At 75.2% G+C, this 16332-nt stretch carries 15 protein-coding genes; 4 read left to right on the top strand and 11 right to left on the bottom strand.

Translation table 11 applies throughout. From position 1 onward, the window contains the following. Position 1 precedes the first annotated feature (1 nt). From WAB14_RS03520 to WAB14_RS03505, 4 genes are read right to left on the bottom strand one after another with little or no spacing between them, the layout of a single operon-like run. Positions 2-1012, bottom strand: a complete 1011-nt coding sequence (locus tag WAB14_RS03520) for a poly-gamma-glutamate biosynthesis protein PgsC/CapC (protein ID WP_340267481.1) — start codon at positions 1010-1012, stop codon at positions 2-4. Then, a complete protein-coding gene (gene pgsB, locus WAB14_RS03515; RefSeq protein WP_340267479.1) occupies positions 1009-2334 on the bottom strand; it encodes a poly-gamma-glutamate synthase PgsB in 1326 nt (441 codons plus the stop codon). Before pgsB ends, WAB14_RS03520 begins: the two co-directional genes overlap by 4 nt. Beyond that, complete coding sequence (locus WAB14_RS03510; RefSeq protein WP_340267477.1) at positions 2331-3221, bottom strand: GGDEF domain-containing protein; 891 nt, start codon at positions 3219-3221, stop codon at positions 2331-2333. The genes pgsB and WAB14_RS03510 overlap by 4 nt, the downstream gene beginning before the upstream one ends. Continuing rightward, the gene (locus WAB14_RS03505) at positions 3193-3333 is read right to left on the bottom strand and encodes a hypothetical protein (RefSeq protein WP_340267475.1); all 141 of its coding nucleotides are present in this window, start codon (positions 3331-3333) and stop codon (positions 3193-3195) included. The genes WAB14_RS03510 and WAB14_RS03505 overlap by 29 nt, the downstream gene beginning before the upstream one ends. A gap of 85 nt (positions 3334-3418) precedes the next feature. Here WAB14_RS03505 and WAB14_RS03500 point away from each other — a divergent pair, with 85 nt between their 5' ends. Both WAB14_RS03500 and WAB14_RS03495 read left to right on the top strand, forming a co-directional pair. Next, positions 3419-5236, top strand: coding sequence for a CapA family protein (locus WAB14_RS03500; RefSeq protein WP_340267473.1), 1818 nt, complete (start codon positions 3419-3421; stop codon positions 5234-5236). 39 nt (positions 5237-5275) lie between these two features. Then, a complete protein-coding gene (locus tag WAB14_RS03495; RefSeq protein WP_340267471.1) occupies positions 5276-5875 on the top strand; it encodes a DUF4126 domain-containing protein in 600 nt (199 codons plus the stop codon). On the opposite strand, the gene WAB14_RS03490 is transcribed toward WAB14_RS03495, so the two are convergent. Next, complete coding sequence (locus tag WAB14_RS03490) at positions 5865-6500, bottom strand: vitamin K epoxide reductase family protein (RefSeq protein ID WP_340267469.1); 636 nt, start codon at positions 6498-6500, stop codon at positions 5865-5867. The two genes, WAB14_RS03495 and WAB14_RS03490, sit on opposite strands and share 11 nt — an antisense overlap. Further along, positions 6497-7198 (bottom strand): SDR family oxidoreductase, encoded by a 702-nt coding sequence (locus tag WAB14_RS03485; RefSeq protein ID WP_340267467.1) that lies wholly within the window; start codon positions 7196-7198, stop codon positions 6497-6499. Before WAB14_RS03485 ends, WAB14_RS03490 begins: the two co-directional genes overlap by 4 nt. 62 nt (positions 7199-7260) lie before the next feature. Between WAB14_RS03485 and WAB14_RS03480 the strand changes: the two genes are divergently transcribed. Further along, on the top strand, positions 7261-8664 hold the full coding sequence (locus WAB14_RS03480) for an MFS transporter (RefSeq protein ID WP_340267465.1): 1404 nt from the start codon (positions 7261-7263) through the stop codon (positions 8662-8664). Here WAB14_RS03480 and WAB14_RS03475 read toward each other — a convergent pair. From WAB14_RS03475 to zwf, 5 genes are all read right to left on the bottom strand, one after another. Continuing rightward, positions 8596-8988, bottom strand: a complete 393-nt coding sequence (locus WAB14_RS03475; protein ID WP_340267463.1) for a DoxX family protein — start codon at positions 8986-8988, stop codon at positions 8596-8598. The two genes, WAB14_RS03480 and WAB14_RS03475, sit on opposite strands and share 69 nt — an antisense overlap. Further along, the gene (locus WAB14_RS03470) at positions 8988-10463 is read right to left on the bottom strand and encodes a glutamate synthase subunit beta (protein ID WP_340267461.1); all 1476 of its coding nucleotides are present in this window, start codon (positions 10461-10463) and stop codon (positions 8988-8990) included. Before WAB14_RS03470 ends, WAB14_RS03475 begins: the two co-directional genes overlap by 1 nt. Before the next feature lie 62 nt (positions 10464-10525). Further along, entirely contained in the window at positions 10526-11317 is a 792-nt protein-coding gene (locus tag WAB14_RS03465) for a MerR family transcriptional regulator (protein WP_340267459.1), read from the bottom strand. A gap of 34 nt (positions 11318-11351) precedes the next feature. Beyond that, positions 11352-12665: an AI-2E family transporter gene (locus tag WAB14_RS03460; protein WP_340267457.1), complete on the bottom strand. Its 1314-nt coding sequence runs from the start codon at positions 12663-12665 to the stop codon at positions 11352-11354. Continuing rightward, the gene (gene zwf / locus WAB14_RS03455) at positions 12662-14044 is read right to left on the bottom strand and encodes a glucose-6-phosphate dehydrogenase (protein ID WP_340267455.1); all 1383 of its coding nucleotides are present in this window, start codon (positions 14042-14044) and stop codon (positions 12662-12664) included. The genes WAB14_RS03460 and zwf overlap by 4 nt, the downstream gene beginning before the upstream one ends. Positions 14045-14243: 199 nt before the next feature. Here zwf and WAB14_RS03450 point away from each other — a divergent pair, with 199 nt between their 5' ends. Next, positions 14244-16328 (top strand): hypothetical protein, encoded by a 2085-nt coding sequence (locus WAB14_RS03450; protein WP_340267453.1) that lies wholly within the window; start codon positions 14244-14246, stop codon positions 16326-16328. Positions 16329-16332 lie beyond the last annotated feature (4 nt).

Raw genomic sequence — 16332 nt, 5'->3', positions numbered from 1 at the left:
GTCACAACCAGCCGAGGAGCCGTGCCACGCCGGCCGACAGCCACACGAGGCCGAGCACGCCGACGGTCGTGAGCCCCGCCCCCCACAGGGTCCGCTCCCAGCCCTGCCGCTGGGCGTCGTTCGCGAGCAGGGCGGGGACCATGAGCGCCATGATCGGGAGTCCGCGCCACGGCACGTGGTCGCCGGCCGTCAGGGTCGCGACGAGGACCTCTCCCGTCCACGCGACGAGGGCGCCCACCAGCACCATCGTGCTGAGCTTGCGCCGACCGAAGACGAGGAGCCGCGGCATGATGACGTGGACGACGAGGGCCCACGTCACGACGGCGGCGGCGAGGGCGAAGACGATGTCGCCCCAGCGCGGTGCCACCATGGCGAGGTAGGCGCCCGAGATGAAGCCGCCCGAGCGCAGGCCGAGCCGGCTGAAGACGAGCATGCCGACGGCGACCGAGGCGAAGGCGGCCGGCAGCGTCAGCTCCGGCGGGTAGGCGGTGAGCGCCGCGAGGTCGTCGAGCGGCTCGTCGCGCAGCGGCGAGATGGCGAGCAGCGACGCGTAGAGGTAGACGACGGCGCCGAGCACGACGGTCGTGACCGCGACGGCGAACAGCGTCCTCCCGGGCCGCTGCCGCGACATGTCGTGCGCGATGACCCCGGGCACGAGGTAGCCGAGGGCCGCGACGCCCGCGAGGGCGGGGTCGACGTCGTCGAGCAGCGCCGCCGCCGAGCTCAGCAGCGCGACGAGCACGAGTCCCGCGAGCACCTCCAGCTCGAACTTGCGCCGCCCGTACACGATCAGCCTCCTGCTGAGGACGACGCTCACCAGGAGGTACGCCCCGAAGCCCGCCAGCAGCGTGCTGAGGACGTGCAGCGGCGCGGGCAGGCTGATGGCGAGGTAGGCGGGCACCACCGCGCCGCCCGTCGTCAGCTGGACGCGCTCGTAGAACAGCACGCTGACGACGACGCCGACGACGAGGGCGACCCGGACGACCTCCGGTCGGAAGAGGTACTCCGTCACGCCCCCGGCCCCCCTCCGCCGCGCCCACGGGCGGCCACGCCCCGCAGCCGGACGTGACCCAACGGCATCCGCGCGGGGTCGCGGGACTCGTCCAGCTCGTCGGACCCGTGCGAGCCGCGCAGCTGCTCGAAGTGGTGGATGAGGAGCTCCGCCTGGTCGGTGTGGATGTTGACCATTCCGACGAGGACCGCCCTGCCGTCCACGGCCAGTCCCTCGATGGTCGTGAGGATCTTCTCGAGCGTCGGTTGCACGGTCTCGCCCAGGAGGTGGACCCGGTCGGCCGGGTAGCCCCCGTCGACGATCCGCTGCTGCACGGTCTCCTCGTAGGCGCCGAAGGTGACGACGTGGTCGAGGTGGTCGGCGAGGTCGGTCGGCACCATGGTCGCGAAGAGCTCGGCCCGACGGCCCCGGTCGCGACGGTTGTTGAGGATGCCGATGACAGGGGCACCGGGGGGGAACTGGGGACGCAGCGTCTCGAAGGTGAGGACGACGCTCTCGCGGTCGTTGGCGGCGAACATCGGCACCCACAGCAGCTGCGCGTCGCCGACCGGGTACGTCCGCAACCGCACGACCCCGACGTCGGGGACCGACTTCCACATGCCGCGCAGCGCCGTGTCGCGTCCTATCCCGAGCAGGCGCGCGAGGGTGAGCCCGACGGCCACGTTGGACTTGAACTGCAGGTAGTCGAAACCCCGCATGTCCTCGTCCGCGACCTGCTCGGGGTCGGCGTACACGAGCCGGGAGCCACGCGCCTCGGCGTTGCGACGCAGCCGCTCCCGCAGGTGGGGACGGTCCTCGGCCGTGATGAGGACCCCGTTGCGGGGGATCGTCACGGACATGCTGTCGGCGATCTCCTCGAGCGTCTCCCCCATCTCCTCCTGGTGGTCCTCGCGCACGTTCGTGATGACGGTGACGTCGGACTGGACCATGAACTCCTGGGAGTACTGCTGGTAGAGCGGCCGCACCGCCATGCACTCGATGACGAGGGCCTCCACGTCGTCGTGGACGTGGGCGGCGACGACGTCGACCTGCTCGTTGATCGTCGCGGCGCCGCGCCGCGCGATCGGTGTCTCCTCACCGCGGGGACCGATGACCCGGGCGGCGCTCCCGGTCGTCTTCGCCACGGTGTAGAAGCCGCCCTCGCGCAGCACGCCCGCGACGAGGCGGGTCACCGTCGACTTGCCGCGGATGCCGTTGACGTGGACCCGCACGTCGAGCTGGCGCAGCCGCTGCTGGTGCCGCGACACCGACACGCGCCAGTAGCCGAAGGTGCCGACGGCGAGCGCGAGGAGGAGTCCGATGGCGTCGAGGTCGGCGATCACCGGACGGACTCCCCGTGGGGCGCGCGCGCCGGCTCCTGCTCGTCACCGCCGAGCGAGCGCAGGGCCGCGGCGAGCAGCGTGCGGGCGTCCGCCCCGTCGTCGGGCAGCGTGGCGATGCCGACCGCGACGGTCGCGTGGTCGCCGAGGCGCTGCCGCGAGCGCTCGTCGCGGTCGGTGAAGGTCGTGTCGGCCACCCGCTCGAGCAGGGAGCCGGCGACCTGCCACGCCCCCTCGGCCGGAGTCTCCGGGAGGATCGCCCCGACGAGGTCGGGCGCGAGGGCGAACGGGACGTCGGTGCGCCGCAGGGCCGCCTCGACGTGCCGGGCGGCCACACGCTGCGCGGCGTCCGCCCGGTCCGCCGAGCCGTCGACCACGCTCGTGCGGACCAGCATGACCGACAGCACCCTGCGATGGCGCTGGGCGCGCAGCGCCTCCTCCTCCAGACGCGCCTCGGCGACGACCTCGGTGACCAGCCCCATCGAACCGAAGGCCGCGGCCTGGGCGAGGGAGGGTTCGGGACGCGAGGACCCCCGCAGGCGCTTGCCGAGCCGGCCCACCGCCCAGCCGAGGAGAAGGAGGAGGACGGTCGTGGCCAGCGAGCGCCCGAACGACTCCGGCGTCCACGCACCGGTCCACTGCCTGACGACGACGAGGGCAGCGGCGGACAGCAGGCCGACGAGGAGCCCGACCAGCCCGTCGGCGGCCACCGGGACGACCGCGCACACCGCCACCGCGACGAGCGTGGCAGTGGCGGGGACGGCGGGGTCGCCGACGGTCAGGGCGCCGACCACGGCGGCGGTGACGAGGGCGACGGCCGCGAACGCCTGCCGCTCGCCCCAGGGACGACGTCGTCGCGGCTCAGTCGAGCCCGCTGTCTGATGTCTCACGCGGGGTGGTCCTCCTGAATCGAAGCCTGGCCCCCGAGAACAGCGCGACGAAGACGGCGAGCGCGGCCAGACCACGGAGCAGGTCGTCCTGCCAGGAGCCGTCGACGATCACGCGGGGCACGCTAACGGGCCGCCCCGGGTCCCGCAGTCCGGTGCAGCACAGTGCGCTCGGGGCGGTGCGTGGCAAGGTGGGCGGGATGCGGACGACCGGGCGGTTCGTGCTGACCGGCGTCGCCGTGGTCGCCGTGGTGGGCCTCGGGGCGCTCGAGCTGTCGGGCTCGGTCCCGGACGGCACCGTTCCCGCGACCGTGCGTGTCGTCGACCCGGACGGGCAGCCCCTGACGGGTGTGGGCGTCACGGCCGGCGACGTGACGGCGACGACCGACGGCGACGGCGCGGCCGACCTCCCGCTCGACGGCCCCACGCTGCTGGAGCTGAGGGGGCCGGAGGGCGAGGAGCGGACTCTCGCGCTGGCGCCGGGCGAGGAGCGGAGCGTCGTCCTGGCGGACGGGGCCCTCACCATCCGCTTCGGCGGCGACGTCATGGCGGGACGTCGGTACTACGCCGACAGCGGCGAGGCCGGCTCCCCCCTGCTCCCTCCCGGCGCGGACGCCGCCGACCACACGACGCTGCTGGCCGCCGTCGCGCCGCTGCTGGCCGACGCCGACCTCACGGTGGTCAACCTCGAGACACCGCTCGTCGACGACCCGCTCGTCGAGGGCGGGCCCGGCGAACGCCCACCCGGGTGGCACCCGACCAAGGCGTTGGCGTTCGGGAGCGCCGTCGCTCTCGCGGAGGCGCTGCGCGACAGCGGCGTCGACGCGGTCTCCCTCGGCAACAACCACTCCTACGACGCGCTCGACCGCGGCCTGCGCAGCACCCTCGAGGCGCTGGACGCGGCAGGCATCGCCCACACCGGTGCCGGGCTCACCCCCGACGAGGCTTGGGAGCCGGCGGTGCTCGACGTCGGTGACCGCACGGTCGCCCTCGTGGCGTGCACGACCGTCCGCGGGGCCCAGCACGACATCCGCTACGTCGCCGGGGCGAGGCAGGGCGGTGCCGCCGCGTGCGAGGAGGCGCGGCTGCGGCGGGAAGTGGCGGACGCAGCCGGGTCCGCCGACGCCACCGTCGTCATGGTCCACGGGGGGACCGAGTACGAACGGATCCAGGACGACCGCGTCCGGACCGCCACGGAGGTGGCGCTCGAGGCGGGCGCGACCGCCGTCGTCAACAGCCACCCGCACGTCGTCGGCGGGGTGGGGCTGACCGAGGACGGGCGCCTGGTGGCGGAGTCGACGGGGAACCTGCTCTTCGACCAGGACCTGTGGCCGACGTTCCAGTCCTACCTGCTCCACCTCGCCCTCACCGACGGCCGCGTGGTGTCCGCCGACCTCGACCCCGTCCTCGTCGACGACTACGTGCCCCGGCCGGTCACGGGCCCCGTGGCCGAGGCGGCGCGGGCGGTGGCGCGCGACCTCGCACCCCCCGGTACGGCCCCGCTGCAGGAGGCTCCCGGTTCGGTCGGCGACCGCGACCTGCTCCTCGGGACGGGCGGCTTCGAGGACGTGACGGCCGACGACCAGCGTGACGCGGCACCCGCGTGGACGTTCGGTGCGCCTGCCGGTCGCCTGTCGCCGCAGGCCGCCTGCTCCGGGAGCACGGGCGTGGAGCTGCGCCGCGGCACGCTCAGCACGCAGGACGGCGTCCTCACGCCCGACCACCGCCAGCCCGTGGGGGCCGGGGTACCCCTGCGCCTGGAGGTCGACGTGCGCGCCGCGAGCGGCGACGCCGTGCTGGAGCTGCGCACGTACGAGGGCTCCACCGGCGGCAGCAGCACGGTCGTGTCGGTCCCCGTCCCCCGGCACACCGGCGCCGGCTGCCGGACCGTGACCCTCGAGACGACGACGCCGCCGGGGACCGTCGCCGTGCAGCCCTTCCTGCGCCTGCGGCCGCCCGAGGGTCTGCAGGGCTCCTCGCGCCTCGCCGTCGACGACGTCAGGCTGCTCGCGCCGTAGCCGTCCCGCGTACCCTCGCAGGCACGGAGGTGGCAGACGATGGAGGTCCTCACCGCGCTCGGGCTCGCGTCGGCGGCGGGGCTCAACGCGTACGTCCCGCTGCTCGCGCTCGGCCTGCTGGCGCGCTACACGGAGCTGGTGGCGCTACCGGCGGGCTGGGGCTGGCTCGCCGACCCGTGGGCCCTCGGCGTCCTCGGCGTGCTCCTGCTCGTGGAGGTGACCGCCGACAAGATCCCGGGCCTCGACCACGTCAACGACCTCCTGCAGACGGTCGTGCGGCCGGTGTCCGGCGGCCTCGTGGTCGGCGCCGGCACAGGGCAGGAGTCGCTCCTGAGCGACCCGTCCGCGTTCGTCGAGTCCGGGGACTGGGTGCCCGTCCTCGTCGGGATGGGCATCGCCCTCGCGGTGCACGCGTTGAAGGCGGGCGGCCGGGCCGTCGTCAACGCGACGACCGCGGGGGTCGGCGCACCGGTCGCGAGCACCGCGGAGGACGCCCTCAGCATCGGGCTGAGCCTCGCGGCGCTGCTCCTGCCCGTCCTCGTCCTCGTCCTCCTCGTCGTGCTCGTCGTGGCGGTCGTCCGGACGCGCAGCAGGAGCCGGCGACGCCGCGAGGCGCCGAGCGGCGGCCTCAGAGCATGAGCGCCCACTGGTCGGCGAACCGGACTCCGACCAGTGCGGCCACGAGCGCCACCCAGAGCAGGACCGGCAGGGGGTGGGCGAGCACGAGCGTGCGCACCGCGGTCGAGGCCGCCACGCGTCGCCCCAGCAGCCCGTCCGCGGCGTTCGCGAGCGTGACGTAGGAGAAGAGCGTCATGGTCGCCACCCACACGACCATGCAGTACGGGCACAGGACGCCGAGCCGGAAGACGCTCACGACCACGAGCCAGTGGACGAACACCGCGCCCAGCACGACCCCGACCTGCAGCCCGAGTCGCACGCCGCGCGGCAGCCGCACCCCCCACAGGCCGAGCACACCGAGCGTCACGACGACCGCGAACGACGCGACGCCGATCAACGTGTTGGGAAAGGTGCCGAACAGGCTCGCCTGGTCCGAGCTCGCCACCGCGCCGCAGTCGAGCAGCGGGTTGACCGAGCACGTCGGCCGGTACGACGGGTCGACGGCGAGCAGCAGCCGCTCGTACGACAGGTCGAGTGCGGCGAGGAGCCCTGCGGCACCGGCGACCGTCAGCACCCACGGGAGCAGGCGCGGGACGACCTCCGAGCGGACCGCCGCCTCGGCTCGGGTACCCGCGGGCGCGCTCAACGCGGCCCCTCCTCCCCGGTGAAGTCGTGGAGCACCTGCCAGGTGGACGGGTCGTCGTGCCGCCGCTCGGCGAGGTCGACGAGCCGCTCGGCGACGACGGCGGGGTCGAAGGCCGTCCCCTCACGGAGGAACCCGCGCACGGTGAGCGTCGCGGCGTGGACGCCACGGTCGGCGAGGTCGGGCGCCATCGCCTGCAGCAGGGCCCGCACGCCCGCCTTCTGCACGCCGAGGGTGACGGCGTCGGTCACGGGCCGGTCCGCCGCCCCGCCACCGGTGACGACGACGCTGCCCCGGCTCGCCTCCAGCACGGGCAGCGTCGCCCGCACGCTCGTGAGCAGGCTGCCCACCCCGGCCGCGACGTCGGTGAGGAGGTCGTCCGCCGTGACGTCCGGCGCGCGACCCGCCCTGTAGACGCTGACGTTGTGGTGGAGCACGTCGAGCCGCCCGGTGTGGGCGACGAGGCGCTGGAGCGCGGCGGTCAGGCCGACGGGGTCGGCGACGTCCGCGGCCGCCCAGCCGATCGACGCCCCGGGCACCTCGACCCGGCCGGCGAGCTGCGCGAGCCGACCCTCGTCGCGGGCCACGAGGGCGACGTCGTACCCGGCGCGGGCGAACGCGCGGGACGCAGCGAGGCCGAGACCGGGACCTGCGCCGACGACGCACGCGACGGGGCGGGCAGGGGTCACCTCGGTCGTCACCGTCCGAGCATGCCACCGGGTCCGGGGTGCCGACCCGGGACCGTGGCCGCAGGATCAGGACGGTGCGCACCTCCCCCGAGCCCGGGCCGCCCGGTCTCGCCCCCGCTGCCGCGTGGACCCCCACGCGGGCCGCGGTCGTCCTCGGCGTCCTGTGGGGCCTGGACTCCCTCGGCACGTCGGCCGCGAGCGTCGTCATCGGACCGCTGTCCGACGAGCTGGGCCTCGGCACCGCCGGCAGCGCGTGGGTGCTCACCGCGTTCGCCCTCACCTTCGCCGCGTCGACGGCCGTGTGGGGCCGGGTCGCGGACTCCGTCGGCGTGCGCGGGCCCTTCGTCCTCGGGGTCGTGCTGCTGTGCGTGGGCGCCGGCGTCGCCGCGGCGGCGACGACGTTCGAGGTGCTCCTCCTCGGCCGGCTCGTGCAGGGCGTCGGCGCGGGCGCGGTCCCCGTGCTCGCGACGACCACCCTGTCCGCGCGCTTCGCCGGCCGCGACCGGGCGGTGGCGCTGGGCCGGACGAACTCCGTCGTCCTCGTCCTCACGAGCCTCGGACCGCTGCTCGGCGGCACCCTCGGGGTCGTCGTCGGGTGGCGGGCCGCGATCCTCCTGCCCGTCCTCTGCCTGCTCCTGCTCCCCGTCGCCTACCGCTTCACGCCCGCGCGCGGCACCGGCGCCCCGGTCGACGTGGTGGGGGCCGGCCTCGTCGCCGGGTCGGCCGCGGCGCTGCTCGCCGTCGTCCAGACCGTCGGCGACCCGAGCGCCGTGACGGCGGGGGCTGCTCTCGTGCTCGTGCCGCTCCTCGCCGTGCTCGCCCTGCGCGTGCGCCGCCACCCGGACGGCTTCGTGCCCCTCGCCGTGCTGCGGGAGGACGTCGTCCTGCGGGCCGGGGTGGCCGCGGCCGCGATGCCGGTCGTCTACTTCGCGGGCCTCGTCGCGGTCCCCCTGCAGCTGGCCGCCCGCGGCTGGGACCCGCTGCAGAACGGGTTGCTGCTCCTGCCGGGCGCCCTGCTCGGCGCCACGGTGTCGTTCAACAGCGCCCGGGTGCTGGCCCGCCTCGGCCGGCGGGGCACCGCGACGCTCGGGCTCGGCCTCTCGGTCGTCGGCGGCCTCGTGTCGGCCGGGGTCGGGTTCAGCCCGTGGCTGGCGGGCGTCGGCTTCGTCGGGATGTCGACCGGCTACGCGCTCGCCCAGCCGTCGCTGGTGGGCTCGGTGGCGGCGGCCGTCGGCGACGGCCTGCGGGGGGCGGCGCTCGGTCTGTTCACCCTCGTGTTCTTCATCGGCGCCGGGCTCGGGTCCGCGGTCGTCGGCGGCCTCGGGGACCTGCTCGGTCTGCCGGGGGCCCTGGCGGTCGCGGCGCTGGCGCCCGTCGTCGCGATCGGGGTCCTCGCGACGGCGCGTCCGTCAGCCGCCTGGGACGGCCGCGCGGGAGACCCGCACGCCCCACGCGACGAGCGGCGCCTGCAGCGGTAGGCGGGCGAGCGCCGCGGCCCGGTAGGGCCAGGGCCGGCGGCGCCACAACCACGCCATCCACAGGTTGCCGGGGAAGACGGCGACGAACAGGCCGGCCGCGGCGAGGCCACCGAGGCGGCGCGTGCGGGGGTGGGCGACGGCAAGCCCGGTACCGACCTCCGCGACCCCGCTGGCGAGCGTCCAGAACCGCTGGGAGGGCGGGAGCCAGCGCGGCACGATGGCGTCGAAGACCCTGGGCCTCAGCACGTGCAGCACCCCGGCGCCGACCAGGAGCGCCGCGAGACCGCGGTGCTCCTCGGGCCGTGCCGCACGGCCGAGGGGCACTACAGCGCCCGGTCGTGCGGGCCCACGGGCGCCGGCAGGCGCGAGGAGCCGCGGACGGCCGCGTCGACGGCCGCGGCGCACGCGCGCCCGTCCGCGATCGCCCACACGACGAGGCTCGCGCCGCGGGTGGCGTCGCCGCACGCGAAGACGCGCTCGCTGCTCGTCGCCCACCGGTCGTCGACCTGGACGGCGCCGCGCTCCCCCACGACGTCGACCCCGGCGCCGCCGAGGAGGTCGTCCGCGCCCGTGCCGACGAAGCCGACGGCGAGGAGCACGAGGTCCGCGGGCAGGTCCCGCTCGGACCCCTCGACGGCGTGGAAGGACCGGACGCCGTTCTCGTCGTAGCGGCGCTCGACCGTCCGCACGCGCACGTGCGTGAGGCGCCCCTCGTCGTCGCCGACGAACGCGACGGTCTGCGTGGCCCAGGACTCCTCGACGCCCTCCTCGTGGGCGGGGCTCTTGCGGTGCGTGCGGGTCCACTGCGGCCAGGGGTTGCTCACGGGGTCGCGCACGACGGGCGGGGTGGGGTTGTGGTCGAGCACCGTCACCGACAGGGCGCCCTGCCGGTTCGCGGTGCCGAGGCAGTCGGCCGCGGTGTCGCCGCCGCCGATGACGACGACGTGCTTGCCCTCCGCGGACACCGGGACCGCGGGCTGCTTGCCGGCGACGTACCGGTTGGCCTCCGGCAGGTAGTCCATGGCCTGGACCACGCCGTCGAGGTGCCGGCCCTCGACGTCGACCTCGCGGGGGCGCAGCGCCCCGACGGCGAGGACGACCGCGTCGAACTGCTTGCGCAGCCGGCTCACCGGCATCGCGTCCGTGCCGACGTCGACCCCCGTGACGAAGCGGGTGCCCTCGGCCTCCATCTGCGCGACGCGCCGGTCGATGGCGCGCTTCGGCATCTTGAAGTCGGGGATGCCGTAGCGCAGCAGCCCGCCCACCTCGTCGGACTTCTCGTAGACGACGACGGTGTAGCCCGCGCGCGTCAGCTGCTGGGCCGCGGCGAGCCCGGCCGGGCCCGACCCCACGACGGCCACCGTCTGGCTCGTCATGCGCTCCGGGGGTCGCGGGACCACCCAGCCCTCGTCCCACGCCCGGTCGATGATCGACAGCTCGACCTGCTTGATGGACACGGGGTCGTCGCCGATGGCGAGGACGCACGAGGCCTCGCACGGCGCCGGGCACAGCCAGCCGGTGAACTCGGGGAAGTTGTTCGTCGCGTGGAGCCGGTCGATCGCGCGGCGCCAGTCGGCGTCGACGACGAGCTCGTTCCACTCCGGGATGAGGTTCCCCAGCGGGCAGCCCTGGTGGCAGAACGGCACACCGCAGCCCATGCACCGCGACGCCTGGGTGCGGACCGTCGCCTCGTCGGCGCGCTCGTACACGGGCTTGTAGTCGAGCAGGCGCAGCTCGACCGGGCGCTTCGGCATGTCCTGCCGGGGTGCCTTGGTGAAACCCCACGGGTCGACGGGCATGCCGCCAGGGTACGGGGCGTCCCGGGGGGTGGACAGCGTGTCCACCGCCCGGGACGCCTCGCTCAGGCCCGCGCCGCCGCGTTCGCCTGCACGGCCGTCGACACGTACTGCGCGAGACCGGGCGCCTTCGCCTCGTACGTGGCCGTGAACCGCTCGTCCTCGACGTACGTGCGGCCGAGCGCCGCGTGCATCTCGGGGGTGCAGTCGTAGTGCCAGCGGCTGATGAGCTGCCGGTGCGCCTCCGCGGCCTCGCGGGCCGCCGGGCCGTCGGCGGGCTCCCCGGCGCCCAGCAGCGCGACGAAGCGCGCGTCGATCTCGTCCGCCTCCGCGCGCATCCGCGCCCAGTCGTCCGCCGTGTAGCGCGCGGATCGCTCGCGCGACTGCCGCCACGCGTCGGTGTCGCCCCAGCGCTCCTGCGCCTCGCGGGCGTACTCCTGCTCGTTCTCCGTCCAGGAGTCGCCGAACAGCTCGCGCTTCTCCTCCTGGCTCAGCCTGACGCCGCTCACGTGCGCCTCCCTCTCCCTCTCCAGCGCCGCCCGCACCTGCTGCAGGCGGTCGATGCGGGCGCCGACGAGCACCAGCTGGTCCTCGAGGACCTGCCGGCGCGCCTCGTCGTCCGCGTCGAGGAGCACCCCGACCTCCTCCAGCGGCACGTCGAGCTCGCGGTACACGAGCACGGCGCGGAGCCGGTCGAGGTCGGCGTCGGAGTACACGCGGTACCCGCCGGTCGTGCGCCCCGAGGGGCGCACAAGGCCGATCGCGTCGTAGTGGTGGAGGGCGCGCACGCTCGTGCCGACCGCCGCTGCGGCCGACCCGACGGTGCGCCCCTCCACGCCTGCCATGGTGCTCCTCATGACGGGGAGCGTGGCGCCTCACGTCGCGTGAGGGTCAAGCGCGCGAGCCCTGCCGGGTGTCCGCGGGCTCGTCGGGCCCGTCCGGCCCGTCCGGCGCGGCCGGCTCGTCGACCTCGTGCGCGTGCCCCGTCGCGAGCTCCGGCGGACCGCCGTGGCCGGGGCCCGTGTCGCCACGATGGCGGTGGGTGTGGACGTGCACCGGCCCGTCCCGCTCGGCGCGCAGCCGCCGCAGCACCGTGACCGCGCCCCACGCCACCGCGAGGAGCGGCACCGCGAGGATCGCGCCGATGATGCCGGCGGCGATGGTGCCGGCGGCCACCGCCAGCAGGATCGCGAGCGGGTGGAGCTTGAGCGCCTTGCCCTGGATGAAGGGCTGGAGGATGTTGCCCTCGATCTGCTGGACGACGACGATCGCCGCCACCACGAGCAGCGCGTTGACCGGCCCGTTGGCGACGAGCGCGACGAGCGCGGCGAGCAGACCCGCGGAGACGGCGCCGACGATCGGGACGAACGACGCGATGAACGTGATGAGCGCGAGGGGCAGCGCGAGCGGCACGTCGAGGACGACCAGTGCGATGCCGATGCCGGTCGCGTCGACGAAGGCGATGAGGGCGGTCCCCCGCACGTAGCTGCCGAGGACGTGGAGGGAGTGGTCGCTGACCGCGTCGACCCGCTCGTGGGTGCTCGCGGGCAGCTGCTCGCGGAGCCAGCGGTAGAGCGTCTCGCCGTCCTTCAGCACGAAGAAGAGGACGAAGAGGGCGAGGACGGTCCCGGTGGCGATGTTCGCCGCCACGGTGGCCCCGCTCAGGACACCCGAGCCGATCTGCGCACCCTGCAGGGCGTTCCGCGCCTGCTCGAGCAGCTGGTCGACGTCGGCCTGCGTGAGGCCGAACGGCAGGTTCTCGCCGAGCTCCTGCAGCTGCTCGAGACCGCCGGACACCCCTTCGGTCAGCTCGTCGGCCTGGCCGGCCACCGCAGTACCGACGAGCGTGAAGACCCCGCCGATGATGCCGAGCGCGGCGAGGAACGTCACGAGCACCGACAGGACCCGCGGCAGCCCCCTGCGGTCCAGCCACGACACGACCGGCCAGAGCGCCGCGCCGAGGATGAGCGCGATGAGGACGGGGATGACGACGACGCGCAGGAAGATGAGCGCGTACGCGAGCGTCGTGAACGCGATGACGACGAGGAGCGCCTGGCCGCTGCGCAGCGCGAGGCGGCCGAAGTGGTCGGCCCACCGGTCCTTGCGCCACGCGCGTTCCTGCGTGCGGCTGCGCGTCGGCGTGTCCACCACGTCCTCCTTCGTCGCGGTCGTCGTGGTCGTCGTGGTCGTCGTGTCGGCGCTCATCGGGGGTCGTACCAGTGCAGGCCGGACTCCAGGAGCCGTCCCGCCTCGTTGGGTCCCGTGCTCCCCGGGGCGTAGCCGTAGACGGGGATGCTCGCGCTGATGAGCGGCTCCACGACCCGCCACGCCTCCTCGACGGTGTCCTGCCGCGCGAAGCGGCGCTGGTTGCCGTCGAGGATGTCGTCGAGCAGCCGCTCGTAGGCGTCGTCGCTCTCCCCGAGGCTCGGTTCGAAGTCGACGCGGAGGTCGACGGGCTTGGTCGCGAACGTCTTGCCGGGGCGCTTCGCCTCGATCGACACCGACACCCCGCCGGAGCCGCCCAGGCGGAAGCGGATGAGGTTGGGGTGGGGTCGGGGGGCTGCCTCGCCGGCGAACAGCAGGGTGGGCGTCGGCTTCAGCTCGACGACGGCCTCCAGCGCCGTGCTCGCGAGCATCTTCCCCGTCCGGATGAACCACGGGACCCCGGACCAGCGCCAGGAGTCGATCGACAGGCGCAGCGCGGCGTACGTCTCGACCTGCGAGTCGGGCTTCACGCCGTCCTCGTCGAGGTAGCCGTCGAACTGGCCGTACACGACGTCGTCGGGCGTCACCGGCCGCGTCGCGCGCAGCACCTTGAGCTTCTCGTCGCGCAGGGGGTCCGCTCCGCCGCCGGCCGGTGGCTCCATCGCGAGCACGCAGAGGATCTGCAGGAGGTGGTTCTGCACGACGTCTCGGACGGCGCCCACGGAGTCGTAGAAGGCGCCGCGGCCGGCGACCCCGAACGACTCGGCCATCGTGATCTGGACGCTCGCGACGTGGTCGCGGTTCCACACGGGCTCGAAGAGCGAGTTGGCGAAGCGGAACGTCAGGAGGTTCTCGACGGTCTCCTTGCCGAGGAAGTGGTCGATGCGGAACACCTGGTCCTCGGCGAACACCGTCGCGATGGCGGCGTTGAGCTCGCACGCGCTCGCGAGGTCCCGACCGAACGGCTTCTCGATGATGACGCGCGCGCCCGTGTCGAGGTCGTGCTCGGCGAGCTCCTTGACGACCGTCGGGAACAGCGCCGGGGGGATCGCGAGGTAGTGCGCGGGGTGCTCCGCCCCCTCGAGCCGCTCGCACAGGCGCGTGTACGTGTCGTCCTTGAGGTAGTCGCCCTGGACGTAGCGCAGTGCGGCGCACAGGGCGTCGAGCTGCTCGGGGTCGGGGTCGCGGCGCCCGTGGGTGCGCACGGAGTCGCGGGCGCGGGCTCGGAGCGTCTCGTCGTCGCCCTCGCTGAGCGCCACCCCGATGACGGGCACACCGAGGCGTCCCTTCGCCTGCAGCTCGTAGAGGGCGGGGAACAGCTTCTTGAACGCGAGGTCGCCGGTGGCCCCGAAGAGGACGAGGGCGTCGCTGCGGGTCATGCCCCCCAGCCCACCACTTCCCGGCGCTGACGGCGACGGGACGCCACGCGGCCGGTGCTTCCCGTCGCGCTCCGCAGTCGTTCCGCCGGGCGGGTGAGGCCATCGGGTGGTCGTCCGCCCCGGTCCTCAACGGGGCGGCCGGGCGCCCCGACCACCGTCGTGGGAGCGGGACCGCCCCGGCCCCGCAGGAGGTGTCACGGTGCGACGACGGCTCGTCGGCACGGCGACCGCAGCCACGCTCGCGACGGCGCTCGTCGTGGGCGGCTGGCTGCCGGTGCCCGGCACGCAGGTCCCGGCCGCGCCGGACGGCGGCGTGGTGGCGGGCACTGTCGCTCCGGGCGCGGCGGTCAGCCCGCCGGTCACGCAGCCGGCGACACCGGCCCCTGACGTCACCGCCGGCGCGGAGCCGGCGCACGAGGCCGGCACCCCGTCGGCGCCCGGCACCCCGTCGGCGCCCGGCACCGCGTCGGCGCCCGGCACCACGTCCGTACCCGTCACCACCTCCGCGCCCGACACCGCACCCGTACCCGCCACCGCGTCCGTGTCCGGCCCCGGCGGCACCCCGGCGACCGCGCCGGTCCCGGACGTCCCGTCGACGACGAGCCGGCAGCAGACGACGAGCCCGGCCCCCCGCGCCTCCCTGCCCGCGACCGAGGGACCGGGCCGCGTGACCGGCACCCTCGTCCGCGTGTGGGCCGAGGTCCACGAGCCGGGGCCGCACAGCGAGGCGCTCACCGACGCCGCTCACGTCGAGCCGGAGCAGCAGGCGTGGCTCGAGGTCGGGGACGGCCTCGCGTACCGGGTGCCGGAGGAGTCCGTCGCCGAGCTGCCCGACGGCGCCGTCGTGACCGCCGACCTGGGCCCCCGGAGCGGCTCGGAGGCCGTCCACGCGTGGCAGGGACTCGTCGACGCGGAGGTCGTCGCGCCCGCCGCCGACGAGGCGGTGTTCGGCGCGGGCAGCGACGACGTCTTCGGCGTCGCCGCGGCCGCCCAGGTGCACGACGTCACCGTCGTCCTCGCCCGGCCCCGCAGCGGGTCGGCCGACACCACGACGACCACCGCCCTCGCCGACGCCGTCACCCGCGCGGGCACCTGGTGGGACCAGCAGAGCCGCGGCCAGCGCGCCTTCCGGGTGGTCCGCCAGGTCGGCTGGACGACGTTCTCCGCGCCGTGCTCCGACGCGTTCGGGGTGTGGGACGAGGTCGCGGACGCCGTCGGCTGGACGCCCGGTCCGCGCTCGCACCTGCTGCTCTACATCCCGCCGTCGAACGGCTGCGGGGCGGGGCTCGGCACCGTCGGTGCGGGCCCGGACAGCGGCGGCCGCACGTGGGTCGGCTACCCGACCCCGTCGATCATCGCCCACGAGCTCGGGCACAACCTCGGCCTGGGGCACGCCAACGGCCTGCTGTGCACGGGCGCCGCCGACGGCACCTACGCCTCGGGCGCCTGGCAGAGCGGCTGCGCCGACCACGAGTACCGGAACTACTACGACGTCATGGGCGTGTCGTGGGCCAACCTCGGGTCGCTGTCCGCCCCGAACGCCGACGCCCTCGGCCTGCTCCGCTCGACCGAGCGGCTCGTCGTCACCGAGCCCGTCCGGGTGCGGATCGCGCCGCAGACCGGCGCCGGGCTGCGGGTGCTCCGCATCGACGAGGGCACGGCCACGTACTACGTCGAGTACCGCGTCGCGACGGGGTGGGACGCGTGGCTGGGCAGCAACTACAAGGGGCTCGACGCCGGAGTGCTCGTCACCCGGCGCCACCCGAAGGACCCGCGCAAGACCCTGCTCGTCGACGGCTCCGTGACCTCCGGCACGCGCACGGACGACTGGCGCTCGGCGCTGCGGCCGGGGACGACGCTGCGGACCGCGTCGGGTCGTACCACCGTGCGCGTGGAGAACCAGTCCGGGACGGGCGCGACCATCGTCGTCACGCGCGACGGCAACGCCCCCGCGAGCCCGACCAAGCCGTCGGGCGGACGGCAGGTCGAGCTCCGCACCCCGACGGTGCAGGCCGCCGACGACGGCAGCACCGTGCCGGCCACGGTGTTCGGCGGCACGGCGACGTCACCCGGCACCGTCGCGTGGGAGGTGCGCCAGGGCGGTGTCCGCCGGGCGTTCGGCACGACCGAGGCGGCCGCGACGGAGAACGGCGCCGGCGAGTTCGTCGTGCCCGTCGCGCTGCCGCCCGGGACCTACTCCTTCCGGGCGTGGGTGCCGTCGGTCGAGGGCGCCCCTGTCGAGCCCGCGTCGCCGAGCGCGGACACGACGGTGACGGTGCCCTGACGGC

This window comes from Aquipuribacter nitratireducens, from assembly GCF_037860835.1.
Classification (GTDB): Bacteria; Actinomycetota; Actinomycetes; order Actinomycetales; family JBBAYJ01; genus Aquipuribacter; species Aquipuribacter nitratireducens.
Note: the sequence above shows the minus strand (reverse complement) of the source record. Positions and strands in the feature narration are given on the sequence as shown.

Coding starts and splice junctions, on each gene's coding strand:
- WAB14_RS03500 (WP_340267473.1), top strand. CDS start 3,419: ATGCGGACGACCGGGCGGTTCGTGCTGACCGGCGTCGCCGTGGTCGCC.
- WAB14_RS03495 (WP_340267471.1), top strand. CDS start 5,276: ATGGAGGTCCTCACCGCGCTCGGGCTCGCGTCGGCGGCGGGGCTCAAC.
- WAB14_RS03470 (WP_340267461.1), bottom strand. CDS start 10,463: ATGCCCGTCGACCCGTGGGGTTTCACCAAGGCACCCCGGCAGGACATG.
- WAB14_RS03465 (WP_340267459.1), bottom strand. CDS start 11,317: ATGAGGAGCACCATGGCAGGCGTGGAGGGGCGCACCGTCGGGTCGGCC.
- WAB14_RS03460 (WP_340267457.1), bottom strand. CDS start 12,665: ATGAGCGCCGACACGACGACCACGACGACCACGACGACCGCGACGAAG.
- zwf (WP_340267455.1), bottom strand. CDS start 14,044: ATGACCCGCAGCGACGCCCTCGTCCTCTTCGGGGCCACCGGCGACCTC.